Source organism: Pseudomonas sp. GL_135, assembly GCF_057834665.1.
The window spans coordinates 3500897-3526522 of record NZ_CM174408.1; the positions used below are offsets into that span (position 1 = coordinate 3500897).

Genomic DNA, 25626 nt, shown 5'->3' on the forward strand with positions numbered 1-25626 from the left:
GACGCCATAAATTCGCAGCCTTGTTACGCCCTTACTTTTTAAACAGGAGTATTTAAATAAGAATGGAAGTTGACGCCAACAAAATAAATGAACTTTATTTTAATTAACCACTGGCAAAGCAAGTTGAATGAGATATAACAAGTAACACCCCGTACCCATAATCGTACACACATGAAAACCCTTAACGTTATTGGCCTATGGCTGCTGCCTCTGTGCGCCGCAACCACGGCGCTTGCTCAGCCCAGCGTGAACACTTCCGCGACAGTTGAGCAGCACCGGACGCTCAACCACCGTGACGTCGGCGGTATTGTGATCGGGCAGACCATGACCCTGGCAGGCCGGACGTTTTATGACAGTTTCGCCAATACCTGGCGCGAGAAAGATGAAGCGGAAACGTTTACCGTCACCATTACCGAGCGCCCCACTGCGCGTTTAGGCAGTCAGGTCTTCGTGGATTACGGTAATCGCCGCTTGTTTCAAATGTTCCTCCCGCCCAACCGCACGCTTATTCCGGCCATTGCCGCCGACGCGGCCGGTCAGGTGTACCAGGCCATTCTTGATTATCAATTGGCACAATTCTTTGGCGACCCGGACATGGGACGAGACGAGCTATGAAAGCACCCACTATTAACCGCCGCGTGTTGGTTGTCGCCAGCTTTGTCTTGTTGGCTGGCATGTGTTCAGGCGTCCAGGCCAGCGAACTGGCCTATGTCCCGAACAACCCGTCGTTTGGCGGCAACCCGTTGAACGGCCCGGTGCTGCTCAATCAGGCCCAGGCGCAAAACCATTACGTCGAAAAGTCCTCATCGTCCGGCGCCTACTCCGGGCAGACCGCGCTGACCCAGTTCAACAGCATGTTGCAGAGCGCCATCCTCAGCCGGGTGTCGTCGGCGGTGACGTCCAGCATCGTTGGCGCCAACGGCCAACTGGTTCCGGGCACCGTCGAAACCACTGATTTCCGCATCGCAATCACCAACCTGCAAGGCGGCCTGCTGCAGATCGTCACGACCGACAAAAACACCGGCCAGACCACCCAGTTCCAAGTGAATCAACCGTAAGACCCGTCGCATCCGATATCTGCAACACCCCACAACAACACTGAATAAGGAAGATCATCATGCAAGCACGCAAATCCTTACTGTCTCTGGCTATCCTGTTTGCGGTATCCGGTGCGGCCATGGCCGACTCAAGCACCGTCAACACCACCCAGGCCGGTACTGACAACAAGTTGGGCGTCGAGCAGCAAGGCGCCACCCAGTCGACGGTTACGGTCAATCAGAACGGCGGCCGTAACACCGCTGGCGCCAGCCTCAATGGCATTCCTGTCAGCCAGAGCGCGACCTACAGCAACCTGACGATCAATCAGACCGGCTACTACAACATCGCCGGCGCCAAACAGGCCGGGAACAACAACACCGGCTCGATCACGCAGAATGCCGGCGGCCCTCAACCGCAGATCGCCAGCCTGAATCAGTCCGGCGCTTACAGCAAAGCGACCATTGATCAACAGGGCAGCTACAGCACCAGCGCCAGCATCACCCAGGGCGGCGGTAACAACAACACCGCCAGCGTCTCGCAAACCGCTAACTCGAGCTCCAGCGGGACTATCTCCCAGGCCGGCAGCTACAACCTGGCGAGCGTCTCGCAGCAAGGCAACAGCAACAGCGTGGGCGGCAAAGTCATACAAGCGGGCAACAGCAACACCGGCACCGTTTCGCAACAGCGTAACCAGGCGCAGACCGTCGCCACTCTGCAACAGAACGGCAACAACAACCTTGGCTCGATACAGCAGACCGGCTCCATCTTCACCAGCGCCAACGTGCAACAGCGCGGCGACTTCAACACCGTCAGCGCTTCCCAGAACGGCACTTCACTGACCGCAGACGTCCAGCAGGTCGGCAACAACAACTACGCGTCCAGCACCCAGACCAGCGTCAACAACGAAGAAACCCTGCTCCAGACCGGCAACAACAACCGCGCGGTCGTTAGCCAGACCGGCACCGGCACTTACACATCCTCCAACATCGTCGGCCTGACCCAGTCCGGCAACAACATGGTCGCCAACGTCAGCCAGAACGGCGGCAGCGGCAACGTGGCAACGATCTACCAACACTAAGATGATGTACCCCGCCAGGGTCTGGCGGGGTTTTCTTGCGGGAAGAGAAAGTATGCGCGTCCGTCCCCTCATGTTGATGTTCACTGCCGTCATGCTGCTTGCCGGCTGCACCACGTCTCGCCCTGCGGCGACCATTTCCCCGGCCACGTTGTCGCCTGCCACCCAGAGCCTGCGTGACCTGACCCACCTGCCGCCGCCCGCGGGTCCCATCAGCGTCGCGGTCTACGGCCTGCGGGACCAGACCGGGCAGTACAAACCGTCCCCCGACAGCTCGTTTTCCACCTCGGTGACCCAAGGCGCCGCGTCGCTGCTGATCAGCGCCCTGCGCGACTCACGCTGGTTCAAGCCGGTGGAGCGCGAAAACCTTCAAGACCTGCTCACCGAACGCAAGATCATCCGCGCACTGGAACAGCCCCAGGATCAGGCCCAGGTGCAACTGCCTGCGCTGCGGCCGGCGAACATGATCATCGAAGGCGCCATCGTCGCCTACGAAAGCAACGTGCGCACCGGCGGCATCGGCGTTCGCTATCTCGGTGTCGGGCCATCCGAGCTTTACCGCCAGGATCAGGTGACCGTCAACCTGAGGGCGGTGGACATCCGCACCGGTGACATCATCCAGAGCATCACGACCACCAAGACCATATTCTCGATTCAGGTCGATTTCGGCATCTTCCGCTTCGTCTCCCTCAAGCACCTGCTGGAGGTCGAGACCGGCGTGTCGCGCAACGAACCCGTGCAGCAATGCGTGCGCGAAGCCATCGAAACGGCGCTGATCCACATGATTGCGCAAGGCGCCCGGGACGGTAGCTGGAACCTGAAAAACCCCGCTGACCTGAACAAGCCGCTGCTGCAGAGTTACCTGCAGAGCTACGACGAACAAATGACCACCTTGCCGCTGGCTGAGGCGGACCAGGACATTGTTACGACAGGAGAAAAGAATGGAACGCAACGCTAAAGGATTCGCCTGGGTCGCCGCCGCACTGCTGCTCACCGGCACGCTTGCCCAGGCACAGGCCCAGGATCTGGTGCGCGAGGCACGCTATGCGGACATCACTGTCGGCAACAGCGTCGCTACCATCTTGCAGATCGGCGCCTATAACAACGCGCGCGTCGATCAAAGCGGTGCGCGACAGAATCAGGCCGTGAGTCAGACCGGCAGTCGCAACCAGGCGGTGGTCAACCAGAGCGGGGTGAACAACGCGGTCACCGCGCAGCAGAACGGCACGGCGAACACCGCGCAGGTCAGCCAATCGGGCACCAACAACCAGACCGGCGTGACGCAGCACGGCACTGACAACGCCGCGAGCGTGGTGCAGACCGGCGCCTACAACCAGGCCTTCGTCGGGCAATACGGTCAGGCTAATCAGGCCAGCGTCACCCAGGCCGGATTCGGCGGTGCCGTGTCCATCAAACAGTTCGGCGACAACATGAAAGCCAGCGCGACCCAACGGTGATCACGATGATGGACTTCACGCAGCTCGTTGTGACGGTTGACGCCCAGCGCAGCGGCTCGACGGTGGTGATCCGCCCCCACCTCGAGAATCCGGCGCCGCTGACGCTGCACTACCGAATGACCGTCAGGCAGACCAGCGCCCAGGGCACGTCGGCCATCGACCAACAGGGCGATCTGCAGAGCGGGGTCGCGGCGAACAGCGTGAGCTTGAGCCTCACGGCCGAGGCGACGTGTCAGGTTCATCTGGAAGTCTTCGATCGGACCACGCTGATCAAATCAGTCGACAGCGACTGCGGCGAGACGCCCACTCGTTGATTGTGGCCACACCACTGCGCGCGGATTCACGTATCGGGCACATGGCTGCGGGCCGTCGCAGACCGTCGGCGGATAAGATGTCAGCGCCCGGGAACATCCCGGCCGGTCCGGGCTCCAACCAGTCTGGATCGAGTATCCGCCCTCCTCGGGAACCGACAGACCATGCCCCCGCGCCGCTCTTTTAAAAAGCGCGCATCGCCCGGATCATGGCTGACACGCAGGCACGCCGTTTGCGCAAACGCAGGCGTCTAAACCGGTGCGTGTGTCGCGGTTGACGCCCTTGAGTGACCGGCGGCGCTCGGGTAATGTCAGCACAACCACAGGACAGAGCACGCTCATGACTTCCAAGCTGGAACAACTCAAGCAATTCACCACCGTCGTTGCCGACACCGGCGATTTCGCTGCCATCGAAAAACTCAAGCCCGTCGACGCCACCACCAACCCTTCCCTCTTGCTCAAGGCCGCTTCCAGCGACAGCAACAGCGACCGGTTGAAAGAGGCGTTCACCGGCAGCAACAACGACATCAACGTCGCCAGCGACCGTTTCGCCGTCGCCATCGGCCGTGAAATTCTGAAAGTGGTCCCGGGCCGCGTTTCCACTGAAGTGGACGCACGCCTGTCGTTCGACACCCAGGCCTGCATCGAACGCGCCGACCGCATTGTTGGTTTGTACGAAGATTTCGGCATCGGCCGCGACCGCATCCTGATCAAGCTGGCGTCGACCTGGGAAGGCATCAAGGCCGCTGAAGTGCTGGAAAAGAAAGGCATTCAGTGCAACCTGACCCTGCTGTTCTCTTTCGCTCAGGCCCAGGCCTGTGCCGACGCCGGCGTTTTTCTGATCTCGCCATTCGTGGGCCGCATCTACGACTGGTACAAGAAAGCCGAAGGCAAAGACTATGTCGGTGCCGAGGATCCGGGCGTGCAGTCGGTGACCCGCATCTACAACTACTACAAGGCTAACGACTACAAGACCGTGGTCATGGGCGCCAGCTTCCGTAACCTCAGCCAGATCGAAGAACTGGCCGGCTGCGACCGTCTGACCATCAGCCCTGACCTGCTGCATAAGCTGTCGGAAGACAACGGCACACTTGAGCAGAAACTCAAGCCAGGCAATGGCGGCGAGCCGCGCGTGACTCTCAACGAAAGCCAGTTCCGCTGGGCTTCCAACGAAGACGCCATGGCCACCGAGAAACTGGCCGAAGGCATTCGTCAGTTCGCCCGTGACCAGGTTGCACTGGAAAAGATGCTGTCGGCCAAAGCCTAAATCGTCAGGCATGTAAAAAGGGCGGCCTCCTCACAGGGGCCGCCCTTTTTTATGCCTCGGTTCAGGACCGCAGCATGTGACTGGCGATATTGCTGACGCTACTACTGGTGCTCGAGTGCGTTGACCAGGTCACGGAAGGCTTCGCGGTTCGAGTCGTTCAAGCCCATGAGGATCTTGTGGGCCTCAAGCACCTTGGCCTTCACCACGTCTTCGCACTGATCCTGGGTCGGCAGATCGCTCAAGGCCTCGGGACGCGGAACAGGACGCCCGACGATGTTGAAGACCTGATCGAAGCCCATGGACTGCAGCAGCCGCGTGATGTCTTCATGGGTGGTGACGACCGTCGGCAACAACCCGGCCTTCTGGCGCGAGAGGATCGACAGCTTGGCCAGCAGACCCAGGGTTGTGCTGTCGATGCTGCGGGTTTCGGTCAGATCGATGACCACCGTCGAGAAATTCATCGAGGTGAAGATCCGCTCAATTGTCGCATCCAACGCCGAGCACAGCGTCAGACGCACTTCACCCACAAACTTGAGGACGAATGTGCCGTCTTGCTCGGCGAACTGGATTCTACCGGTACTCATTAAAGGTTCCTGCTCAACACTAACAAGGCGATATCATCCGGCATCTCCCCTAGCGTGGCCAATCCAAACGTCTGGCGCAGACCATCCAGGCTGCCCCCCGCCGCCTTGACCAGTTCGGGCAAGTTGGCTTCTTTCTCTTTGAGTGTATCACCTGGCAGAAGGTCCAGAATGCCGTCGGACAGCAGGGTGAGACTAAAGGACGCAGGCAGATCGATGACGTGATCCGTGTAAGTCGCTTCATTGAACAGCCCGACAGGCAGACCACGGCCTTCAAGGTAATGCGTGTCCCCCGGGGTGTAGAACACCGGCAGCGGCAAATGGCCGCCGACGCTGTACGTCAGTTGCCCGGTGACCTCGTCGATCACGCCACCCACCATGGTCACGTGCTTGCCCAGCTTGCAGCTGATCAGCCCGCGATTGATGTGGCCCAGCACATCTGACGGCTTGAACTCCGGCAGACTGCCGCCTCGCTTGGATTCAAACAGCAGGCGCGTGGTCATGAATTTCAACAGCACGGTGATGAACGCAGACGACGCGCCATGACCGGACACGTCCGCCAGGTAAAAGGCGACGCGTCGCTCATCGACCCGAAAATAATCAACGAAATCGCCCGACAGGTACAGCGACGGGATGATCTCATGTTCGAATTCGAACGCGTCGATGGCCCAGGGGCTGATGGGCAGCATGTTCATCTGCACCTGACGGCCCGCGTCCTGGTCTTCCTGCAGCAAGTGCAGGCTGGCCTCGAGCTCGCGGTTGGCGGTCTCCAGCTTCTGCCGGTATTCCTGGTTTTCGTGGAGCAGGCGCGCCCGGTCCAGCGCTCGTCGGACCGAATGCTCAAGCACTGCAAGGTCTTCGAGGGGTTTGATCAGGTAATCGGCAGCGCCAAGGCGCAGTGCTTCGACGGCATCACTCATCACACCCGCGCCAGACACCACGATGACCGGCGTTTCCGGCGCAAGACTGGTGACCTGACGGATCAGCTCGAGACCGCCCACCTGCGGCATGCGCAGGTCGCAGATCAGCAGATCGGGCTTTTCCCGCTCGAAAGTCTGTAGACCCTGCAGGCCATTACCGGCTTGCAGAACACTGAACCCGCTGTCTTCCAAATAGGCCGCGAGACTCGCGCGCACGACTTCGTCGTCATCGATGATCAGCAGCGTGGCACTGGTTTTTTGCATGTGGGCAAACGGCGCCAGATTAGGTTGGCGTAGGCGGCTGGTTGCAGTCAGCCCGCGTACTGGATTCGCTTCTAGCCTCTCTGGCTCAGGTAGCGGACTTTTGGTCAAACGCTTCACATGACAGAGCTGCCCTTCAAGGCGCAGACGGTACTCCCATCCGCCTGGCGTTTCAAGCGCGGCCCCGCTGCCGAACGGCGTCTTTACATCGCAAATCGCCCGGAGTTATAAGAACCGTTAAATCAGCAATCAAAACGAAGGATGCGTCATGGGCCAGCTCGATCGCGATTACGAAGAAAAACGAGATTACATTCGCATGCGGGTCGATGCGGACATCAGCCTGATCTACGCCGGCCAGATTATCCCGGCCGTCTGCGTGGATTTATCCAGCTCTGGCATGCAGATACAAGCGCCCCGCTCGTTCCAGGTGGGCGACAAGATCAGCGTCACGATTGATTCCGAGCATGCCGCGCTCAAGGGCCTGGAGGCCGACACCGAGGTGGTGTGGATTGCCGACATCGAGGGCGGCGAGCAAAAACTGGGGCTGACGATCCTGGCGATGAAGTGACGTCAGTCCGGAACTCCATCACATTTTCGAAAAATAGCGAAAATAAAAAGGCGACCCTCAGGTCGCCTTTTTTTGCATCGCTTTCCAGCGCAGCGGGATCAGAAGTCGTCGACGACTTTGCCGTCTTTGACTTTGAACTCGCGGTTTTGCAGGTAAGCGTTGCGGATGAAGATGTACTTGTCGCCATTGATCAGCTTTTCGGCTGAGAGCAGGCTGGCCCGGGTGTCGACAACGCTCACGGCCAGCGCAGTGTTACGCGTCGGGACGTGATCGATGTAACGCCAAGGCTGGGTGTAGGTGTCCGGGTATTTAGCGAATGTGTCACGCACGGTGCTCGGACCAAATAGCGGCAGCATCACGAACGGGCCGCTTGGAACGCCCCAATGACCGAGGGTCTGGCCGAAATCTTCGTCGTTGCGTTGCAGGCCCATCTTGGTGCCGACATCGAAGAAGCCCAGCAGGCCAAAGGTGGTATTGAAGATCAGGCGTGCGGTATCGACGCCCGCGGCTTCAGGTTTGACCTGAAGCACATCGTTGGCAAGGTTGGTGACTTCGCCGACGTTTTTGAACATGTTGTGGATGCCGTCTTCAAGGAACTGCGGCGTGATGAACTCATAGCCCTGGGCGATGGGCTTCAGCGCGTAGGTGTCGACGGTGTCATTGAAACGGAAAATCGCACGGTTGACGCCTTCCCACGGATCTTCGTCCGCCGCATTAGCAGCCATCGGCGCCACGGCCAGACTGGCCCACACGCACGTTCGAACCAGACGATTGATAATGCCAGCACCGTTCTCGGGCATAGCTGAGACTCCCAGTCAAAGTAATCAAGCGGGCGCTACGCCCCAAACCAAAGGCGGGAGTATAAAGCGTTCTGTGACTATTTACGTCGCTGAAATGGTGGGTGTTTTGTAGGGCCCTAAACATCTGGAACCACTGTCATCGTTCGGTCATCGATTTGTCATGGCAATCCCTTAGCGTCAACGGCTTTGAGAGGGAATGCCATGCTCGCCCCGGTCGCCGTCGCTGCTCCGTCGTTCACTGCCGTTTTGTTCGGACTGAGCGGTTGCCTTGTCGACTTCGGCGCCCAGGCGCGCACGCTGCTGGGCAGCGATGGCAGGTCACTGGCTTCCCGGGACGCCCAGCCATTCGCGACGCTCGCGCCAGGTGCAATCAACGCCCTGAAGCATCTCAAACAGCACGGCATTCCCTGCGCCTGGCTCGATGAATACCCCTCCTCGATTACCGATCAGCTGGCGGCACCGCTCAGCAATCTGATTCTGCCCACTCCCGCGCCGACCCACCGTTGGCCTGCACCTGATGCGTGCTGGCAAGCGCTGATGACCCTTGGCGTGAAGCAACTGGACGGCTGCGTATTGGTGAGCGGCGATCCGCGTCTGCTCATGGCGGGCATCAACGCAGGGCTGTGGACGGTGGGGCTGGCGTCTTGCGGCCCGCTGTGCGGTGTGTCGCCTGAGCAATGGGAGGCATTGAGCGATCTGGATCGCGAGCGCCGTCGCGGCCGAGCCACCCTCGAGCTGTATGCGGCCGGCGCACATTCAGTCATTGATCACTTGGGCGAGCTGGAGTCGTGCCTGGCGGATATCACTCTGCGCCGGCAGAAGTCGGAGAAGCCTTGAGCTGACTGAGGTCATGCACAGTGGCTTGGAGTGGATTAGTCTAGAGCGGTAAAGGACCTTTGCCTGCGTATTGCGGTCCATCGTGAGACCAATCAGATTAAGGAAGACCCCATGTCCGTCAGTGACTTGCAACTACAACTCGACAGCCTGAACCAGCAGCTGGAGCATAATCCTGATCTGACCGCAGAGGATCGCTCGAACCTGACCGAGGTCATGGAGCAAATCCAGGCGCAGATCGAACTCGAGACCGTCTCCCAAGACCCGAGCATTGCCGATGGCGTCAACCTGGCGGTCGAGCGTTTTGAGGTCGATCACCCGACCATCGCCGGTACGCTGCGCAATGTCCTGGTAACGCTGGGGAGCATGGGGATCTGATTCAGGCGTCTGCTGGCCCACCTCATTGAAGCAGCCGGCTCGATTCTGAAAGCCGGCTTGCCGGCTAACGCAGTGCGTCAGTGACCCCTATCGTCTGAACATTCGGGCTCACCTGCAGACCGGCACCTACAGATGGGGCAGCAATGCCTTACTGCCGCGCGAGACGCCCGTTTTCCAGGGTCAGCGCTTCCGTGCTGCGGTAGGGGTTGATGTCCAGCCCGCCGCGGCGCACGTAACGCGCATACACCGTCAGCTTCTCCGGCTTCAGCAAACGCTGCAGGTCCATGAAGATGCGTTCCACGCACTGCTCATGGAAATCAGAATGCTGGCGGAAGCTGACGATGTAGGCCAGAAAACTGGCGTGATCCAGCGCCGCGCCACGGTATTCAACCGCCACGCTGCCCCAGTCCGGCTGGCTCGTCACCGGGCAGTTGGATTTGAGCAGATGGCTGTGCAGCGCATCGTCCACCACTCGCGACTCATCGCAGCGCAGCAGTTCGGGTTGAGGGCGGTCGTAGCTTGAAATAGTCACGTCGAGGTCATCGACGCACACACCCGGCACCGAAACAATTCCCTCGGCCTCGATGTCCTTCAGGCTGCGAATGCGGACGCCAACCGGCTTGCCAGCCGCCGCCGACAGGTCCTTCTCCAGTGTGGCGATCAGCTCGGCTTCAGACGCAAAGGCGGTCTGATTGAGCGAGTTCAGGTAGAGCTTGAACGACTTGGATTCGATGATATTGGCCGAGTCCGCCGCAATGCTGAACTCACCAATGGCCACCACCGGCTTGCCCGACGGCAGCAGCCAGGACAACTCATAGCAATTCCAGAAATCGACACCCTGATAAGGCAAGGTCTCGGCGGTCAGTCCCAGTTCCGCCCACTTGGCAGCGCGTGGGATAGGGAACAGCAGAGACGGGGTGTACGTGGCGATGTATTCGCTGGACTTGCCCAGCGGCGAGTGTTCGGCTGCGGGATGCATGGCGGGACCTGGACCTGAAAAAAGCGGCTGTTAAAACCAAGGCCGCGAAGTTTATCGGGTTCGCGCAGGGTTTTCAGCGTTTACTGACTGATCGCCACCTCGCCGACCATGCCCGGCTCGCACAGCCCGCTAGTGGAATCATCGTGCTTCATGGCCGCGGTGCCGTGTTCCGAGCCGTACTCCCCACAGCGCGTCGGCCCCTGATCCATCTGCTACTCGTAACGCAAGGCGTGGGCCGGCTGGATCTGCGCGGCACGGTAAGCCGGGTAGATCGTTGCCAGAAAGCTGAGGATAAAGCCGGCACTGCAGATCAGCGCCACATCGCTGCCTTCGAGCTTCGACGGAAGATTGCTGATGAAATAAACGTCCGAGGTGAAAATGTGCTGGCCTGTTACGCGCTCGACCCAGCCGACGATCTGACTGACGTTGATCGCTGCGATCACCCCCAGTACGCCGCCGATCACGGTGCCCACGATGCCGATAACGGTGCCCTGCACCATGAAGATGGTCATGATCTGGCTCGGGGTGGCGCCGATGGTGCGCAGGATGGCGATGTCGGCGCCCTTGTCATTCACCACCATGATCAGCGTGGCGATGATGTTGAACGCCGCCACGGCGACAATCATCAGCAGCAGAAGGCCGATCATGGTCTTTTCCATCTTCATCGCGCTGAACAGGCTGCCCTGCGTGTGGGTCCAGTCATCCGCTTTGTAGTCCGCACCGAGTCCGGCGGCAATGGCCGTTGAAACCTGCGGCGCGGCGTACAAATCCGTCAGCGCCAGGCGTACGCCCTGCACTTGATTGGGCTGCCAGCGCTGGATGACGGCGGCATCGGCGACGTTGACCAGCGCCATTGAACCGTCCAGTTCGGCACCGACCTTGAACACGCCCACCACCGTCAAGCGCTGCAGGCGCGGGGTGATGCCACCGGGGGCACTGCTGATTTCCGGAACGATCAGCGTCAGTTTATCGCCGACGTTCAGACGAAAGCGCCGGGCGGTGATTTCGCCGATCACCACACCAAATTCGCCCGCCTTCAAGTCCTGCAGGCGGCCCTGCACGATGTGCTGGGTCACGATGGAGACTTTGGATTCCAGGGCCGGATCGACGCCGTTGATCTGTATCGGCTGCATCGAGCCCTTATACGACAGCATGCCGTCCATTTCAGTGAATGGCACGGCGGCCGTGACCTGTGGGTCTTTGAGCGATGCCCTGGCCGCCGGCTGCCAGTCGTCGAGCGGCTTGACGCCAGAGATCACCGCATGGGGGACCATGCCGAGGATCCGCGAACTCATTTCCTGCTGGAAACCGTTCATCACGGACAGCACCACGATCATCGCGAGCACGCCCAGCGCCAGCCCGATCATCGAGGTCATGGAAATGAACGAGATGAAGTGGTTGCGACGCTTGGCCCGCGTGTAGCGCGTACCGATAAAGATGGATAACGGTCTGAACATTCGTGGAGCACCGTAACTAAGCAGCTAAAAGTAAAAAGCCGATGCCCTGAAGACACCGGTCGTACGGGTCAGGCTTCGACCAGACGGCCTTCTTCAAGACGCCACACGCGGTCCATTTGCCGGGCCAGCGTCATGTCGTGGGTCACCACCAGAAACGCAGTGCGCGACGACGTGCTCAGCTCGAGCATCAGGTCCTGGATCCCTTGCGCCGTGTGAGAGTCAAGGTTGCCGGTGGGCTCGTCGAGCATGACCAGACCCGGCTGGTTAACCAGCGCGCGGGCGATCGCCACCCGTTGACGTTCGCCGCCGGACAGCTCCGACGGCTTGTGCGCCAGTCGATGCTTGAGCCCTACCCGCTCCAGCAGCGCGGTTGCCCGCTGACGGGCCTCCGGAATCGGCGTCTTGCCGATCAGCAACGGCATGCAGACGTTTTCCAGCGCGGTGAACTCGGGCAGCAAGTGGTGGAACTGATAGACGAAGCCAAGGGCACGGTTGCGCAGCAGACCGCGGGCCTTCTCGTTGAGCGCCGAAAGCTCTTCGCCCGCCAGCCAGACACTGCCTTCAGTGGGCGTGTCGAGGCCGCCAAGCAGGTTGAGCAAGGTACTTTTGCCCGAGCCCGAGCTGCCGACGATCGCTACGCGTTCGCCCGGGTGCAACTCCAGTTGCAGGCCCGAGAGGACGACCACGGATTCCGGACCTTCCTCGTAGGATTTGCCCAGGTTGCGGCAGCTCAGTACAGCTTTATCACTCATGCCCGACTCACTCATAACGTAGCGCCTCCGCCGGCTGGGTGCGCGCAGCACGCCAGGCTGGATACAGGGTGGCGAGAAAACTCAGGACCAGCGCCGCGCCGCATACGAGCAGCACGTCCTGGGCCATCAATTGCGAAGGCAGATAGTCAATGAAGTAGACATCCGCGTTGAGAAACTTGTGACCGATCAGACCTTCCAGCGCCGAAATCGCCGAACTGACGTTGAGTGCCGCAAGAATGCCGACACCGGCGCCGATCAACGTCCCGACCACACCGATGACCGTGCCCTGGACCATGAAGATCGCCATGATCTGGCCCGGGGTCGCGCCCAGGGTACGCAGAATGGCGATATCACCGCGCTTGTCGTTGACCACCATCACCAGCGTGGAAATGATGTTGAACGCCGCGACCGCCACGATCAGCAACAGCAACAGGCCGATGATGGATTTCTCCATGCCGATCGCCTGATACAGGTTGCCGTGAGTGCGGGTCCAGTCGCGGGAGTAATACTGGTGCTCGCCGAGGTTCTGGGCGATGTCGTACGCCGTGCGTGGCGCCTTGAACAGATCGGTGAATTTCAGACGCAAGCCCTGCACCTGATCCGGCTTCCAGCGGTGCAGCCGCGCCAGGTCCTGCAGATTGGTGACGCCCAGGTAGCCGTCCAGCTCGCCGGCGCCGACATGAAAGATGCCGACCACGGTAAAGCGCTTCATGCGCGGGAACATGCCGGCAGGGGTCACGGTGACTTCGGGGGACACGAACGTGACTTTGTCGCCCATGCCGACACCGAGCTTGGTCGCGGCCTTGTCGCCGATCACCACGCCAAAGCCGCCCGCGACCAGGTCGTCAAGGCTGCCCTGCTTCATGAAACCGTCGATGATCGACACCTTGCGCTCCTGCGCCGGGTCGATGGCATTGAGCAGGATCTTCTGCACATTGCCGTTGTTGGTCAGCAGGCCTTGCATCTGAGTGAACGGCGCAACGGCCTCGACCTGTTTGTTCTGTTTGACCCGGGAGGCCAGGGCCTGCCAGTCATTGATCGGCTCGCCGGACTCGATGGTAGCGTGGGGCACCATGCCCAGCACGCGGGTGCGCATCTCGTGGTCGAAGCCGTTCATGACCGAGAGCACGACGATCATCACGACGACGCCCAGGGCGAGGCCGATCATCGACGTCAGGGAAATGAAGGAGACAAAGTGATTACGGCGCTTTGCACGGGTGTAGCGCGTGCCGATGAATACAAAAAGAGGTCTGAACATTTAGGGGCTTGTTCGGAGGAATGGGAACGTCCTTGTGGCGGGCCTGGGCAAGCGGCTTTACACTCGGATCACCACCGGATCACGCTCGAAAAGCTGAGCTATGATTTTGAGCAATCACTCTGACAACCGCCGCTACCATGGGTTCGCCATGCCGACACTAGATGAAGAAGAACGCCGCGAATACTACCGTATCGAGGACAGCGTCGCACTGGAAATTAACCGCATCGCCGAGCCTGGCACGGGAGAGGAACCTGGCCATCACGACACGTCCACGCTCTTCGATCTGCTGAGCGAATTGCACGTCGCCGAGTTTGAATCCCAGCACCTGCTCCGCCAGCTGGATGATCGAGACCGCACTACCAACAGCTTCCTTCGAGCGATGAGCAAGCGCATCGACTTGCTCGGCCAAGTGGTAGCGCACACCGCACTGGGCAAGCTGGGCGCGCCGCAGCGCGTGATCATGTCCGAGGGTGGCCTGCAATTCGAAACCCCTCAACCCTTCCAGCCCGGCACCCTGTTGTCGGTGAAGATGGTGCTGATGCCCCAGGCGTCGGGGATGATGCTGCGGGCCCGGGTGACGCAGTGTCATGCGTTGACCATCGGCGATTTTGACGTCGGCGCGGAGTGGATCGACCTCACTGACGCCCAGCGCCAATTGCTCGCCCGACACATCCTGCAACGACAAGCCGCGCAGCGGCGGCTGGCCCGTGAGCAGGCAGACCCCGACACCAAGCCAACCTGACCCCGGCACCCCTTATTTCAGCCCGACCTATTCCAGCGCCATGCGTACCAAGGAGTGATTGTGACCATTATTTACGGCCACCGCGGCGCCAAGGGCGAAGCACCGGAAAACACCCTGACCAGCTTTCAGGAATGCCTCAAACACGGCGTCAAACGCTGCGAACTGGATCTGCACCTGTCCCGCGACGGCGAGCTGATGGTGATCCATGACCCGACCCTCAAGCGCACCACCGACCGCCGCGGCAAGGTCGTCGAGCACGACGCCGCCGATCTCATGACCTACGACGCGCGCAAGGGCGGACCCGGCTGGGTGCAGCCCTGCCCCATTCCCCGACTGGAAGAACTGTTCGAGAAATGCGCCTTCGATCACTGGCAGCTTGAGGTCAAAAGCGCGTCACGCACCCGCGCGGCAACCACCGTGCTGGCCATTCGTGAAATGGCTCAGCGCCACGGACTGTTGGATAAAGTGACGATCACGTCGAGTTCCCGGGAAGTGCTGCGCGCGGCGCTGGAGCTGACACCGGATATTTCGCGAGGGCTGGTGGCGGAATACGCCTGGCTTGACCCGCTGAAAGTGGCTCAAGGGTATGGCTGCGAAATACTCGCGCTGAACTGGACGCTGTGCACGCCCGAGCGCTTGAAGAAAGCCCAGAACCAAGGGCTGCATGTGTCGGTGTGGACAGTCAACGAGCCCGCGCTCATGCGCAGACTCGCCGACTTCGGCGTTGACAGCCTGATTACAGACTTTCCCGGTTTGGCCAGCGCCACCCTTGGGAAGTACTGAAATCGGTCTCCCCGGCCGGCTCAGGCCACCGGCCGGAGCCGCTCAAAAAAGCCGGTTCAGGCCGTCATATGCCGCTACCCGATAGGCCTCGGCCATGGTCGGGTAGTTGAACGTGGTGTTGACGAAGTACTTGATGGTGTTCGCCTCGCCCGGCTGGTTCATGATCGCCTGACCGATGTGCACGATCTCCGATGCCTGGTCGCCGAAGCAGTGCACGCCGAGAATCTGCAGCGTTTCCCGGTGAAACAGGATCTTCAGCATGCCGACCGGCTCGTTGGAAATCTGCGCACGGGCCATGCTCTTGAAAAACGCCTTGCCCACTTCGTACGGCACTTTGGCCACGGTCAGGTCATGCTCGTTCTGACCGATCGAGCTGATCTCGGGGATGGTGTAGATCCCGGTCGGCACGTCGTTGACGAAGCGCCACGCGCCGTTGTCCACCGCGCTGCCCGAGGCCGACCGACCCTGGTCATAGGCCGCACTGGCCAGACTCGGCCAGCCGATCACGTCGCCTGCACCATAAATGTTCGGCTGGCTGGTGCGGTAGGCTTCGTCGACATCGATCTGACCGCGACCGTTGGCCTTGATGCCGACGTTTTCCAGACCCAGCTTGTCGGTGTTGCCGGTACGGCCGTTACACCACAGCAAGGCGTCGGCCTTGACCTTCTTGCCGGACTTGAGGTGCAGGATCACACCGTTGTCCAGCCCTTCAACGCGCTCGTACTCCTCGTTGTGGCGAACCATCACGTTGTTGTTGCTGAAGTGATAGCTCAGGCCCTGAGAGATTTCCGAGTCGAGGAAGCTCAGCAGTTGGTCACGGTTGTCGATCAGTTCGATCTCGACGCCGAGGCCACTGAAGATGGACGCGTATTCGCAGCCGATGACGCCTGCACCGTAGATGATCAGTTTGCGCGGGGTGTGACCCAGGCTGAGGATGGTGTCGCTGTCGTAGATGCGCTTGTGGGAAAAGTCGATATCGGCGGGCCGATAAGGCCGCGAGCCGGTGGCGATGATGATCTGGTTGGCAACCAGTTTTTCCACAACGCCGGTGTTGCACACGACGTCAATGCTGCGCTCGTCGGCGAAGCTGCCGGTGCCGAAGAAGACGTCGACACGGTTGCGCGCGTAGTAACCGGTGCGCGACGCCACTTGCTTGTTGATGACCTTCTCGGCGTTCTTCAGAACGTCCGGGAACGAGAACCAGCGTGGCTCGCCGATGGCGCGGAACATCGGGTTGGTGTTGAACTGGATGATCTGTTTAACCGAGTGACGCAGGGCCTTCGACGGGATCGTGCCCAGGTGTGTGCAGTTGCCGCCGACCTGCCGACGACTGTCGACCATTGCCACCTTACGCCCGGCCTTGGCAGCGTTCATCGCCGCGCCCTCACCCGCCGGGCCCGAACCCAGCACTACCACGTCGTAGTTGTAGACAGCCATGCGTACTCCTCAGAACTGGCCGAGACACCACTCTGGTGTCTCCGGCTGAATCATGCCGCCCGGGCGGCATGAAGGATCGAAACTCGCGGCGCAGTCTAGTCTCACCGAGGGCAAACGACCATTAACCCTTGGTCGCGTCCCTCGGCAGACCTCTCTGCTATGCCGCAGGTCGAGTGCTGGAAACCTCACTCGACTAGAGAATTGCTGCGGATGATAAATCCCTTGCGTGACGATTCCTAAAAAAATCGCACGCCCAGGCATCTGTCTCTACGGCGGCCCCAGGCATTCACTCGGCCAGATGCAGAAACAGACGTTGCGCGAGTTCCTTGCCGATGGCGCTGCGATAAATGCTCACCACTTCCTTGTTGTCCTTGGCCGCCTTGAGCATCGCCCTGTAACCCATCAGCCGCTGTTCCGGGAGTTTAAGGTGCGCGGCGGTGAAGGCATCCGCCGCCGCGTCCTCGCTGGCGTAGTGAAAATGCGCCCACCACAGCAGGTGGTCATCCTTGTCGCTGATCGCATATTCCTGCACGAAGTCATTGCGGCGGGCACCCGACATGTTTTTCCGCCCCTCAACCCGGGCGATGTGCACCTCCTGCTGTCGATCCAGATAGCTGACCCGGCTGGCGGTCGGCGGCTGGCGCTTTATCATCTCGATACGCAGCTGACGTCCCTGCTCGCGGAATCGCTGCTCGGCTGCGCGCAACTCGTCCAGCCAGGTCTGTACGGATTCACCCTTGCTGCCTCCCCCATCGGGATCTTCAAGGTGAATCTGCAGCTTCTCCGCCAGCTCACCTAATTTGTCGGCCTTTTGCACCAGGATGTCTTCCATGTCCTCGGGCTCATTGGCACGGCGAGACTGGCGCACCGCGCTGGCAATCTCGGGCTCCACACGATCCAGCAGGGCGCGGCTTCGACGCATGAGCTCTGCCAGTGGGACGATGCTGTCGCGATTGACCGGCTTGCGTGGCTGTTCCTCGATTTCGACCCATTCCCCCTCCGCGTGCTGGTGGTACGCGCCAACGACCCGATCACCGGTGGCCGCCTTGACCTCAACGACTTCACCCAGTGAAGGCTCCTCGCCTTCACGCAGCCGGCCGATCAACGTGCGCTGACCTCGAGTCTTGATTAACCGCTTGCGTGTCTGCTTGAGCCTCGGGATATATTCCGCAGGCGTCTCGGCAGGCTCCTCGCTCTCGCGTATCAGGTCCGAAAGCCGGTGCTCGGCACGGTCGGAAATCGCCGACAGGTCTTCGAAAAAGCGGTGAAAGTGCGAAGTATTGACCACCTCAGGCTCGCTCTCGAGGGCAGCCAGGGCGACGATCGAGGCCCGGTCATACTGTCTGAGCGAGCTCTCGAGCACATCGATCTGTTCGGCAATGGTGTAATCGTGCGGTTTTTCCAACTCCGCCTGAGACGTCAGCGCGGCATGCAGAGGGTCATCATTGAGCAGACGCTTCAGCGCCACCGCTTTGCGGGCATCCAGAATGCTCTCGGCACTCAAACACAATTCCAGTGACGACCACATTCGACTGGCGCGCCAATCGACAAGGGAGTACATCCGGCTGTTGTAAAATTCCAGCGCTTCCGTGCGCCAGTAGGCCTCACCGACTTTCGGCACCTCCCGCAGCCTTTGCCACAACCCTTCTCTGATCAGCGCCCAGTGCACCCCGCTCTCCTGCAACACCAGTGACTTCTCGAACACCCCCAAGTAGATCCCGACATTTTCGGAGGCAATTCCACCGGACACCGCGCGCATCCGTGCCACCTCTTCTCTGGCGACAATCAGCATGTCGCGAAGCAGCACGCCCTCCAGCAGACAGATCCGCCGGGCGATGCCTTGCAGGTCCCTGGCATAGGTTTTGTCAGGGGTGCGGTCGGCAGGACGCAGGGACAGGTCGAGCGCGTTTCTGCGGTCGACGATTTCCATCACCGCGCGGATGTCTGTCTCAAGCAGCGCAATGACCTCATGGTGCCGTTCGAGCGGCATGGCATCGATACGGTTGTCGTTTTCCACTATCCGGATGTACAGGTCGTTCTGGCGCTTGAGCAGCTCGGACTTCTCGGCGTTGACGAGTTTAAGCCGGGCAGCATTTTCCAGGGCCAGCTGCCGGGCGCTGCGCTTGGGGCCTCCGCCTCGTAGCCGCAGACCGAGGTCCAGACGCCAGACCTTACCCTCGCGCGTCAGCCAGGGCCCGGTGCGCTCGAGGTTGTGGGGATGAACAATCTGCACGTCACCCTCGCCGACACGAACCATGAATACGGCGTTGTCGACGCGCGCATACCAGGCGCCGTCCCGCTCATACAGACCTTGCGTGCCGAAGGCGTTCGAAGGCTCAGGCAGCTCGGGCGGCGGGAGGATTTCGAACGACCGTAGCGCAAGGGTCTGCTGGGCGGTCAGGTTCAGATCGGGTCGCGACCACGTGAAGTCCAGGCGGCTTTCGAGGTTGACCGTCATGACAACAGGATCAGGCGCGGGGACCGGGATGATCGGGGTCGAGGTGATCGAAGGCGTCGAAGGTGCCTTGAGCAGATCAGCCAGCCTGCGGCGCGCCAGCTGGGCAGCGTGCTGGCGACCGGATCGGGCACCCTCGCCCAGCGAGCTGTGCAACAACAGCATCGCCACCGTCAGCAGCACATTGCCCATGGATTCCGTGCTTTCCCGTGCGCCGCCGGCGCCGTCTGCGGCCAGCGCCCCTTGGGCTTCGCTCAGGAATTGCACCAGCCACAGCGCGTGGCCGACCGGGCCCGAAATGAAAGGCATGACCGACTCCAGCGCCAGCCAGCCGCCGCGTTTGAGCAATGCCCAGCGGCTTTCGGCGTTGGAGGTGGACTGCCTCTCCGCCAGTTGGATCAGCGCGGACGCGTTGGCCCTGAACAGCGCAATCAGTGGATCACCCACTGCTTCATCGACCACCAGCTGCGCAGGCGACGGGATTTCGAGGGGCGCGAAGTCAGAACCCTGGCCGAAGCGCACGACATGGGGCTGATCAAACCCGCCATTGGCATACACCTGGCGTGCATGGTCGGCCATCCAGATCAGCACTTCGTCCTGAAGCTCACCGGGTTCGACGATGGCCGCGCGCAGGGCTGCCCAGGATTCAAATTCGACCAGCGACTGAGCGGAAAACGGTCGGTACAGCACCACCGGCCCCCTGGACGTATCGCGATCACTGATCACAAACATATTGGTGACTTCATCTGCCTGCGCCCCAACCGTGGCCCGGAAGGCCAGCGGACGCAGGGTCGTGTTGCGCAGCGCTGAAGGGCGCCGCTCCAGCGGCTGAACAAGGGCGGCAACACGCTGATAGGCGCTGTCACAAAAATGCCCCTCGCTACGCATTTTCAGCACCAGCGCCTGCAGTGGCAGTTGAGCGCGAAGCTGGTCGATGTACGCCGCCTGACGCTTGGCGGACTCTACGGGGTCAGTCAGCAGCGTCCGTTTCAGCAGCGCCGGGTAGTGGCGCCCGATGTCGACCTGACACACCAGCAGCCGCAGGTAATCGGCGCTGAACCAGTCCGGCGCCGGGGTGCCGTCCCTGTGCACGATGTGCAGCGCACCGGCTGGCTCGCCGGACAGGTTTTCCAGGGCGAACTCGGCGAGGCTCATGCGTATCGGTTCGACCAGGCCCGAGGCGAACACCTGACCACCGCCGGGAATCGCGGCGGCAACCACTTTACGGATAACCACGTCCAGATCGGCGATCAGCAGATCCGCCGCCTCCGGGTGATCGGCGAGCATTTCGCGCTGCAGTTGCTGGCTGGCGTAATCCAGCAACGGCGGAATGTCCTCGCTGAACGTGCTCTCTGCGCCCGCTGGAGCGCCCGCCAACGCAATCATTCGACGGCTGATATCCATGCGGTCGGCGACGCTGGCCTGGCGCAACCAGTCTGGAAGCGTTTCGGGGCTTTCCAGGCCCGGAACGACGGGGAGCAGAAAAGGCGTGATGTCGGTGGCAGCGGCCATACGGCGATCGAGCTCGGCAAAATCCTCCGCGTCGGCGTGGTCCAGTCGAGCAACCTGCTGCAGCTGGAGGGCCAGCATCGACTGGGCCAGCGCATTGAACAGGTCACCCTCAACCTCGCGCAGCGTCCAGGCCTCGGCTTGGGTGGCTGATGGAGACGTACCGAGGCTGGCTATCAGATCAGCCAGCGAACCATGCCTGACGATGACACCCGGCGTCTGCCAAGTGAAAAACATCTCCTTGCCGCCCCAGACACCGGTCGCCGCCAGCACGGGCAGCACTGATAGCGGATTCGAAGCGTCCACCGCCTCAGGGATGCAGGCGCGAATGACAGGGTGCGGATGGGCCTCGTTGATACTCAGCATGAAATTGCGCTGGGTCTGGTCGGGAAAATAAGCGATGGGACGAAGGAAATCGCGCTCGTTGTCATGCAGCGCGGGGGTGTCGTTCAACGCTTGCAGGTAGCCTTTCTTCAGTGCGTCAGACAGTCGCGCCCATGGGGTTTGTCCATCTGCCGCCGGCGTACCCCAGAAGTCCACCAGCGCCTGCTGAAACTGCTCGTTCAGCTCCAGAGCAACCGTATCCACCAGAATGTTCAACTGATCAAAATCGATCGGGGTCGGGGTCGAGCCTTGAGCGGCGGGATCGATGATCAGCGTGTTGACCCCGGAGCGCCAGCGTGGCGTCTTGCCCGTCAGGAATACCTGTTGCAGATTTCTGAACAGCGTTTCCGCGCGCTGACTGCCGTCAGAACCGGCTCGGGTGATGACGCAAATCTCGGGATCGATTTCAAGGTTCGGGAATTGTTGTTGCAGTGCGGAACGCAGCTGCTTGATTGCAACGTCATGCAGCGTAGGTCGCAGGGAAACCCCAGCGATCAGATGAAGGGTTGAGCTCATTGGCCAGTTAACTCGTGCAATGGATTGAGGATCGCTCAGGGGCCTGTCAGGCACTGAGAGAATTTGCGAGGAGTTAAACCGGGAATGAGCGCACCGATGGGATACATAAATATTGTTTTCACGCGGGCGCAGCGGGAAGTCCGTGGTCGATGGGCGGGGCGTTCTGATTGCCAACCGCCAGCTTTACACATATCGTTACAAATCTGCGGCACGCGAGGCCAGGCTCGGGCGCCGCAGCAGAGGACGCATAAATACAACGGATCCCCCCAGCTAGACAGCTTAAGTGAGTAATTCCAGATGGCCTCGACCCCAGGCAAAGGCAAGGCGATATTTCGCGTTGTCAGCGGCAACTTCCTTGAAATGTTTGACTTCATGGTCTATGGCTTCTACGCCACGGCTATCGCCAAAACCTTTTTCCCCGCTGACAGTGAATTCGCATCGCTGATGCTGTCGCTGGCCACCTTCGGCGCCGGCTTCCTCATGCGCCCGCTGGGTGCCATCTTCCTCGGCGCGTACATCGACCACCACGGCCGGAAAAAAGGCCTGGTCATTACCTTGGCGATGATGGCCATGGGTACGGTATTGATCGCCTGCGTGCCGGGCTACGCGACCTTGGGCGTCGCCGCGCCGCTGCTGGTGCTGATCGGGCGTCTGCTGCAAGGCTTCTCGGCCGGGGTTGAGCTGGGCGGTGTGTCGGTGTACCTGGCGGAGATTTCCACGCCGGGCCGCAAGGGCTTCTTCGTGAGCTGGCAGTCGGCTAGCCAACAGGCGGCAGTGGTTTTCGCCGGTCTTTTGGGTGTCGGCCTGAACCACTGGCTGAGCCCGGAAGACATGGGTCAATGGGGCTGGCGTGTGCCGTTCCTGATCGGCTGCCTGATCGTTCCGGCGATCTTCGTGATTCGCCGTTCGCTGGAAGAAACCCCCGAGTTCGAAGCTCGTGCCCAACACCACCGCCCAAGCCTGGGCGAAGTGGTCAAGTCAATCGGTCAGAACTTCGGTCTGGTCATCGCGGGCATGGCGCTGGTGGTCATGACCACCGTATCGTTTTACCTGATTACCGCTTACACCCCGACGTTCGGCAAAAACGAGCTGCACCTGTCTGATCTGGACAGCCTGCTGGTCACGGTCTGCGTGGGTATTTCCAACTTCATCTGGCTGCCGGTGATGGGCGCACTGTCGGACCGGATCGGCCGCAAGCCTCTGCTGCTGGCGGCGACCATTCTGGCGATCATCACGGCGTACCCTGCCCTGTCCTGGCTGACTGCCAACCCGAGCTTCGGCAACCTGCTGATGGTCGAGCTGTGGCTGTCCTTCCTGTACGGCTCGTACAACGGCGCAATGGTGGTTTCCCTGACCGAAATCATGCCGGTCGAAGTGCGCACCACCGGCTTCTCCCTTGCTTACAGCCTGGCGACCGCGACGTTCGGCGGTTTCACGCCGGCGGCCTGTACGTACTTGATTCATGTGCTGGACAACAAAGCCGCACCGGGCATCTGGCTAAGCGGCGCTGCAGTGCTGGGCCTGATCGCCACGCTCGTGCTGTTCCGCAAGGGTCAGACGCGGATTCAAGGCGTGACAGCGGTTGGCTGATCGCCGAGAGCAGTAAGCTTCAAGCTTCAAGCCATAAGCTCAAGCAAACAAAACGCCCCGATTGATTCGGGGCGTTTTTATTTCCAGATGACGTGGGTCGCCTCGGGATTTCGGCCGGTTCGCTGGAACTGTGGGAGTGAGCTTGCTCACGAAGAGGCCAGGTCAGCCAGCTACTTTTCTGGGGAGGGACACTAAGCCTTCGCGAGCAAGCTCGCTCCCACAGGATCGTGGGGCGCCTGAGATCTCGGCCGGTTCGCTGGAACTGTGGGAGTGAGCTTGCTCACGAAGAGACCAAGACAGCCAGCCACTTTTCTGGGGAGGGACACTAAGCCTTCGCGAGCAAGCTCGCTCCCACAGGATCGTGAGGCGCCTGAGATTTCGGCCGGTTCGCTGGAACTGTGGGAGTGAGCTTGCTCACGAAGAGGCCAGGACAGCCAGCCACTTTTCTGGCAAGTGACACTAAGCCTTCGCGAGCAAGCTCGCTCCCACAGGATCGTGCGGCGCCTGAGATTTCGGCCGGTTCGCTGGAACTGTGGGAGTGAGCTTGCTCACGAAGAGGCCAGGACAGCCAGCCACTTTTCTGGCAAGTGACACTAAGCCTTCGCGAGCAAGCTCGCTCCCACAGGATCGTGCGGCGCCTGAGATTTCGGCCGGTTCGCTGGACTTGCTCGCACATGAAAACGCCCCGAACCAGTCGGGGCGTTTTTTTACTTCGCAGTTCAGCTTGCAGCTTGCAGCTTGAGGCTTACCGCTTACCGCTGCTTTCAACCTACTTCGGGAAAGCCGGCGGGTTGACCCCGGTCATTTCTTCCATCACGCGGACCACCTGGCAGCTGTAGCCAAACTCGTTGTCGTACCAGACGTACAGCACAACGCGGTTATCCATGGCGATAGTCGCTTCGGCATCAACGACGCCGGCGTAACGCGAGCCGACGAAGTCGGTGGAGACCACTTCCAGGGAGTTCACGAAGTCGATCTGTTTGTGCAGATCGGAATACAGCGCGGTGTGGCGCAGGTACTCGTTCATCTCTTCGCGGGTGGTGGCCGTGCCCAGGTTCAGGTTGAGGATGGCCATCGAAACGTTTGGCGTTGGAACGCGGATCGCGTTGCCGGTCAGCTTGCCAGCCAACTCAGGCAGCGCCTTCGCTGCAGCGGTGGCAGCGCCGGTTTCGGTGATGACCATGTTCAGCGCGGCGCTGCGGCCACGGCGATCGCCCTTGTGGAAGTTGTCGATCAGGTTCTGGTCGTTGGTGTACGAGTGAACCGTTTCAACGTGACCGTTGACGATGCCGAACTTGTCGTTGACTGCCTTGAGCACCGGCACGATGGCGTTGGTGGTGCAGGATGCCGCGGAGATGATCTTGTCATCGGCGGTGATCTGCTGGTGGTTGATGCCGTGCACGATGTTCTTCAGCTTGCCCTTGCCCGGTGCGGTCAGGACCACGCGATCGATACCCGGGCATTGCAGGTGCTGGCCCAAGCCGTCGGCGTCACGCCATACGCCGGTGTTGTCGACCAGCAGCGCGTCCTTGATACCGTATTGGGTGTAATCCACCTCGGCCGGGTTCTTGGCATAGATCACCTGAATCAGGTTGCCGTTGGCGCAGATGGTGTTGTTGGCTTCATCGATGGTGATGGTGCCGTCGAAAGGACCGTGGACCGAGTCACGGCGCAGCAGGCTTGCGCGCTTGACCAGATCGTTTTCAGCGCCCTTGCGGACCACGATGGCGCGCAGACGCAGGCCGTCGCCGCCACCGGTTTTTTCGATCAGGATGCGTGCCAGCAGACGACCGATGCGACCGAAGCCGTACAGGACGACGTCAGTGCCCTTGCGCTCGCCGGAATTCTGCTGGCCAATGACTTCGGCCATTTCTTCGCGGATGAATTCTTCAGGGGTGCGGCCATTGGCCTCGGCCTTGTACTTGACCGCCAGCTTGCCCAGGTCCACCGAAGCGGCGCCCAGTTTGAGCTCGCTCATGGCTTTGACGAGGGGGAACGTCTCGTGTACGGACAACTCGCTGGCGTCGGCCTGGCGGTGACGCGCAAAGCGGTGTGCTTTGAGAATCGCGATGACTGAACGGTTGATCAGGCTGCGGCCATAGATCGAACTCACCACATTATTATTGCGGTAGAGCTGACCGATAAGCGGGATCATCGCCTCGGCGAGGGCTTCACGATCGATCCATTCACCAAGACACTGGTCGGGCTTCTGAGTCACGGGAACCTTCCACATGTAGGGGCTGAAAAAAGGGACTACATTATGCACAGGCCTTT

General features: G+C 60.7%; 24 protein-coding genes. 13 read left to right on the top strand and 11 right to left on the bottom strand.

The window, feature by feature from the left end; genetic code table 11:
* Positions 1-171: 171 nt before the first annotated feature.
* The 7 genes from AC3ISG_RS15570 to tal all read left to right on the top strand — a co-directional run bounded on the left by AC3ISG_RS15570 (position 172) and on the right by tal (position 5148).
* Positions 172-615, top strand: a complete 444-nt coding sequence (locus tag AC3ISG_RS15570) for a CsgE family curli-type amyloid fiber assembly protein (protein ID WP_172611653.1) — start codon at positions 172-174, stop codon at positions 613-615.
* On the top strand, positions 612-1058 hold the full coding sequence (locus AC3ISG_RS15575; RefSeq protein WP_272634078.1) for a curli assembly protein CsgF: 447 nt from the start codon (positions 612-614) through the stop codon (positions 1056-1058). The genes AC3ISG_RS15570 and AC3ISG_RS15575 overlap by 4 nt, the downstream gene beginning before the upstream one ends.
* 59 nt (positions 1059-1117) lie before the next feature.
* A complete protein-coding gene (locus tag AC3ISG_RS15580; protein ID WP_489297376.1) occupies positions 1118-2116 on the top strand; it encodes a hypothetical protein in 999 nt (332 codons plus the stop codon).
* Between the two features lie 52 nt (positions 2117-2168).
* Positions 2169-3071 carry a CsgG/HfaB family protein gene (locus tag AC3ISG_RS15585; RefSeq protein ID WP_122538057.1) on the top strand — a complete coding sequence of 301 codons (903 nt, stop codon included), beginning with the start codon at positions 2169-2171 and terminating at the stop codon, positions 3069-3071.
* A complete protein-coding gene (locus tag AC3ISG_RS15590; RefSeq protein WP_489297377.1) occupies positions 3055-3570 on the top strand; it encodes a curlin-associated protein in 516 nt (171 codons plus the stop codon). Before AC3ISG_RS15585 ends, AC3ISG_RS15590 begins: the two co-directional genes overlap by 17 nt.
* A 5-nt stretch (positions 3571-3575) precedes the next feature.
* Entirely contained in the window at positions 3576-3884 is a 309-nt protein-coding gene (gene csgH / locus AC3ISG_RS15595) for a curli-like amyloid fiber formation chaperone CsgH (protein ID WP_489297378.1), read from the top strand.
* A 337-nt stretch (positions 3885-4221) separates the two neighbouring features.
* Positions 4222-5148 (top strand): transaldolase, encoded by a 927-nt coding sequence (gene tal, locus AC3ISG_RS15600; protein ID WP_122538053.1) that lies wholly within the window; start codon positions 4222-4224, stop codon positions 5146-5148.
* 101 nt (positions 5149-5249) lie between these two features.
* Here the strand turns inward: tal and rssC are convergent, their stop codons facing one another.
* Both rssC and rssB read right to left on the bottom strand, forming a co-directional pair.
* Positions 5250-5732 (bottom strand): anti-sigma factor antagonist RssC, encoded by a 483-nt coding sequence (gene rssC / locus AC3ISG_RS15605; RefSeq protein WP_122538051.1) that lies wholly within the window; start codon positions 5730-5732, stop codon positions 5250-5252.
* The gene (rssB, locus tag AC3ISG_RS15610) at positions 5732-6913 is read right to left on the bottom strand and encodes a two-component system response regulator RssB (protein ID WP_122538049.1); all 1182 of its coding nucleotides are present in this window, start codon (positions 6911-6913) and stop codon (positions 5732-5734) included. The genes rssC and rssB overlap by 1 nt, the downstream gene beginning before the upstream one ends.
* A 265-nt stretch (positions 6914-7178) precedes the next feature.
* On the opposite strand from rssB, the gene AC3ISG_RS15615 reads away from it, so the two are divergent.
* Complete coding sequence (locus AC3ISG_RS15615; protein WP_122538047.1) at positions 7179-7478, top strand: PilZ domain-containing protein; 300 nt, start codon at positions 7179-7181, stop codon at positions 7476-7478.
* 98 nt (positions 7479-7576) lie between these two features.
* Here AC3ISG_RS15615 and AC3ISG_RS15620 read toward each other — a convergent pair whose 3' ends face one another.
* Positions 7577-8278, bottom strand: a complete 702-nt coding sequence (locus tag AC3ISG_RS15620; protein ID WP_172611646.1) for an MlaA family lipoprotein — start codon at positions 8276-8278, stop codon at positions 7577-7579.
* Between the two features lie 201 nt (positions 8279-8479).
* On the opposite strand from AC3ISG_RS15620, the gene pcrP reads away from it, so the two are divergent.
* Positions 8480-9115 carry an HAD superfamily inactivated hydrolase PcrP gene (gene pcrP / locus AC3ISG_RS15625; protein ID WP_489297379.1) on the top strand — a complete coding sequence of 212 codons (636 nt, stop codon included), beginning with the start codon at positions 8480-8482 and terminating at the stop codon, positions 9113-9115.
* A 111-nt stretch (positions 9116-9226) separates the two neighbouring features.
* Complete coding sequence (locus AC3ISG_RS15630; protein WP_122538041.1) at positions 9227-9490, top strand: DUF4404 family protein; 264 nt, start codon at positions 9227-9229, stop codon at positions 9488-9490.
* A gap of 148 nt (positions 9491-9638) precedes the next feature.
* Here the strand turns inward: AC3ISG_RS15630 and queF are convergent, their stop codons facing one another.
* The 5 genes from queF to AC3ISG_RS15655 all read right to left on the bottom strand — a co-directional run bounded on the left by queF (position 9639) and on the right by AC3ISG_RS15655 (position 13936).
* Positions 9639-10469: an NADPH-dependent 7-cyano-7-deazaguanine reductase QueF gene (gene queF, locus AC3ISG_RS15635; RefSeq protein ID WP_122624660.1), complete on the bottom strand. Its 831-nt coding sequence runs from the start codon at positions 10467-10469 to the stop codon at positions 9639-9641.
* A gap of 80 nt (positions 10470-10549) precedes the next feature.
* The gene (locus tag AC3ISG_RS15640; RefSeq protein ID WP_489297380.1) at positions 10550-10678 is read right to left on the bottom strand and encodes a hypothetical protein; all 129 of its coding nucleotides are present in this window, start codon (positions 10676-10678) and stop codon (positions 10550-10552) included.
* Between the two features lie 3 nt (positions 10679-10681).
* Positions 10682-11926, bottom strand: coding sequence for a lipoprotein-releasing ABC transporter permease subunit (locus AC3ISG_RS15645; protein ID WP_122538037.1), 1245 nt, complete (start codon positions 11924-11926; stop codon positions 10682-10684).
* Between the two features lie 68 nt (positions 11927-11994).
* Positions 11995-12678, bottom strand: coding sequence for a lipoprotein-releasing ABC transporter ATP-binding protein LolD (gene lolD / locus AC3ISG_RS15650; protein ID WP_163022143.1), 684 nt, complete (start codon positions 12676-12678; stop codon positions 11995-11997).
* Positions 12679-12685: 7 nt separating this feature from the next.
* Positions 12686-13936: a lipoprotein-releasing ABC transporter permease subunit gene (locus AC3ISG_RS15655; protein ID WP_122538033.1), complete on the bottom strand. Its 1251-nt coding sequence runs from the start codon at positions 13934-13936 to the stop codon at positions 12686-12688.
* A gap of 148 nt (positions 13937-14084) precedes the next feature.
* Between AC3ISG_RS15655 and AC3ISG_RS15660 the strand changes: the two genes are divergently transcribed.
* Both AC3ISG_RS15660 and AC3ISG_RS15665 read left to right on the top strand, forming a co-directional pair.
* Positions 14085-14678, top strand: coding sequence for a PilZ domain-containing protein (locus tag AC3ISG_RS15660; RefSeq protein ID WP_122538661.1), 594 nt, complete (start codon positions 14085-14087; stop codon positions 14676-14678).
* A gap of 60 nt (positions 14679-14738) precedes the next feature.
* Positions 14739-15461: a glycerophosphodiester phosphodiesterase gene (locus tag AC3ISG_RS15665; protein ID WP_122538031.1), complete on the top strand. Its 723-nt coding sequence runs from the start codon at positions 14739-14741 to the stop codon at positions 15459-15461.
* A gap of 42 nt (positions 15462-15503) precedes the next feature.
* Here the strand turns inward: AC3ISG_RS15665 and sthA are convergent, their stop codons facing one another.
* Positions 15504-16898 (bottom strand): Si-specific NAD(P)(+) transhydrogenase, encoded by a 1395-nt coding sequence (gene sthA / locus AC3ISG_RS15670; protein ID WP_122538030.1) that lies wholly within the window; start codon positions 16896-16898, stop codon positions 15504-15506.
* A gap of 286 nt (positions 16899-17184) precedes the next feature.
* Entirely contained in the window at positions 17185-21762 is a 4578-nt protein-coding gene (locus tag AC3ISG_RS15675) for a dermonecrotic toxin domain-containing protein (protein WP_489297381.1), read from the bottom strand.
* 297 nt (positions 21763-22059) lie between these two features.
* On the opposite strand from AC3ISG_RS15675, the gene AC3ISG_RS15680 reads away from it, so the two are divergent.
* Positions 22060-23352 carry an MFS transporter gene (locus tag AC3ISG_RS15680; protein ID WP_122538025.1) on the top strand — a complete coding sequence of 431 codons (1293 nt, stop codon included), beginning with the start codon at positions 22060-22062 and terminating at the stop codon, positions 23350-23352.
* Positions 23353-24121: 769 nt separating this feature from the next.
* Here the strand turns inward: AC3ISG_RS15680 and AC3ISG_RS15685 are convergent.
* On the bottom strand, positions 24122-25585 hold the full coding sequence (locus tag AC3ISG_RS15685; protein ID WP_122538023.1) for a glyceraldehyde-3-phosphate dehydrogenase: 1464 nt from the start codon (positions 25583-25585) through the stop codon (positions 24122-24124).
* Positions 25586-25626 lie beyond the last annotated feature (41 nt).

Coding starts and splice junctions, on each gene's coding strand:
- AC3ISG_RS15585 (WP_122538057.1), top strand. CDS start 2,169: ATGCGCGTCCGTCCCCTCATGTTGATGTTCACTGCCGTCATGCTGCTT.
- AC3ISG_RS15675 (WP_489297381.1), bottom strand. CDS start 21,762: ATGAGCTCAACCCTTCATCTGATCGCTGGGGTTTCCCTGCGACCTACG.
- AC3ISG_RS15620 (WP_172611646.1), bottom strand. CDS start 8,278: ATGCCCGAGAACGGTGCTGGCATTATCAATCGTCTGGTTCGAACGTGC.
- AC3ISG_RS15660 (WP_122538661.1), top strand. CDS start 14,085: ATGCCGACACTAGATGAAGAAGAACGCCGCGAATACTACCGTATCGAG.
- AC3ISG_RS15615 (WP_122538047.1), top strand. CDS start 7,179: ATGGGCCAGCTCGATCGCGATTACGAAGAAAAACGAGATTACATTCGC.
- pcrP (WP_489297379.1), top strand. CDS start 8,480: ATGCTCGCCCCGGTCGCCGTCGCTGCTCCGTCGTTCACTGCCGTTTTG.
- tal (WP_122538053.1), top strand. CDS start 4,222: ATGACTTCCAAGCTGGAACAACTCAAGCAATTCACCACCGTCGTTGCC.
- queF (WP_122624660.1), bottom strand. CDS start 10,469: ATGCATCCCGCAGCCGAACACTCGCCGCTGGGCAAGTCCAGCGAATAC.
- lolD (WP_163022143.1), bottom strand. CDS start 12,678: ATGAGTGATAAAGCTGTACTGAGCTGCCGCAACCTGGGCAAATCCTAC.
- rssB (WP_122538049.1), bottom strand. CDS start 6,913: ATGCAAAAAACCAGTGCCACGCTGCTGATCATCGATGACGACGAAGTC.
- rssC (WP_122538051.1), bottom strand. CDS start 5,732: ATGAGTACCGGTAGAATCCAGTTCGCCGAGCAAGACGGCACATTCGTC.
- AC3ISG_RS15655 (WP_122538033.1), bottom strand. CDS start 13,936: ATGTTCAGACCTCTTTTTGTATTCATCGGCACGCGCTACACCCGTGCA.
- csgH (WP_489297378.1), top strand. CDS start 3,576: ATGATGGACTTCACGCAGCTCGTTGTGACGGTTGACGCCCAGCGCAGC.
- AC3ISG_RS15580 (WP_489297376.1), top strand. CDS start 1,118: ATGCAAGCACGCAAATCCTTACTGTCTCTGGCTATCCTGTTTGCGGTA.
- AC3ISG_RS15575 (WP_272634078.1), top strand. CDS start 612: ATGAAAGCACCCACTATTAACCGCCGCGTGTTGGTTGTCGCCAGCTTT.
- AC3ISG_RS15570 (WP_172611653.1), top strand. CDS start 172: ATGAAAACCCTTAACGTTATTGGCCTATGGCTGCTGCCTCTGTGCGCC.
- AC3ISG_RS15590 (WP_489297377.1), top strand. CDS start 3,055: ATGGAACGCAACGCTAAAGGATTCGCCTGGGTCGCCGCCGCACTGCTG.
- AC3ISG_RS15630 (WP_122538041.1), top strand. CDS start 9,227: ATGTCCGTCAGTGACTTGCAACTACAACTCGACAGCCTGAACCAGCAG.
- AC3ISG_RS15640 (WP_489297380.1), bottom strand. CDS start 10,678: ATGGATCAGGGGCCGACGCGCTGTGGGGAGTACGGCTCGGAACACGGC.
- AC3ISG_RS15645 (WP_122538037.1), bottom strand. CDS start 11,926: ATGTTCAGACCGTTATCCATCTTTATCGGTACGCGCTACACGCGGGCC.
- AC3ISG_RS15685 (WP_122538023.1), bottom strand. CDS start 25,585: ATGTGGAAGGTTCCCGTGACTCAGAAGCCCGACCAGTGTCTTGGTGAA.
- sthA (WP_122538030.1), bottom strand. CDS start 16,898: ATGGCTGTCTACAACTACGACGTGGTAGTGCTGGGTTCGGGCCCGGCG.
- AC3ISG_RS15680 (WP_122538025.1), top strand. CDS start 22,060: ATGGCCTCGACCCCAGGCAAAGGCAAGGCGATATTTCGCGTTGTCAGC.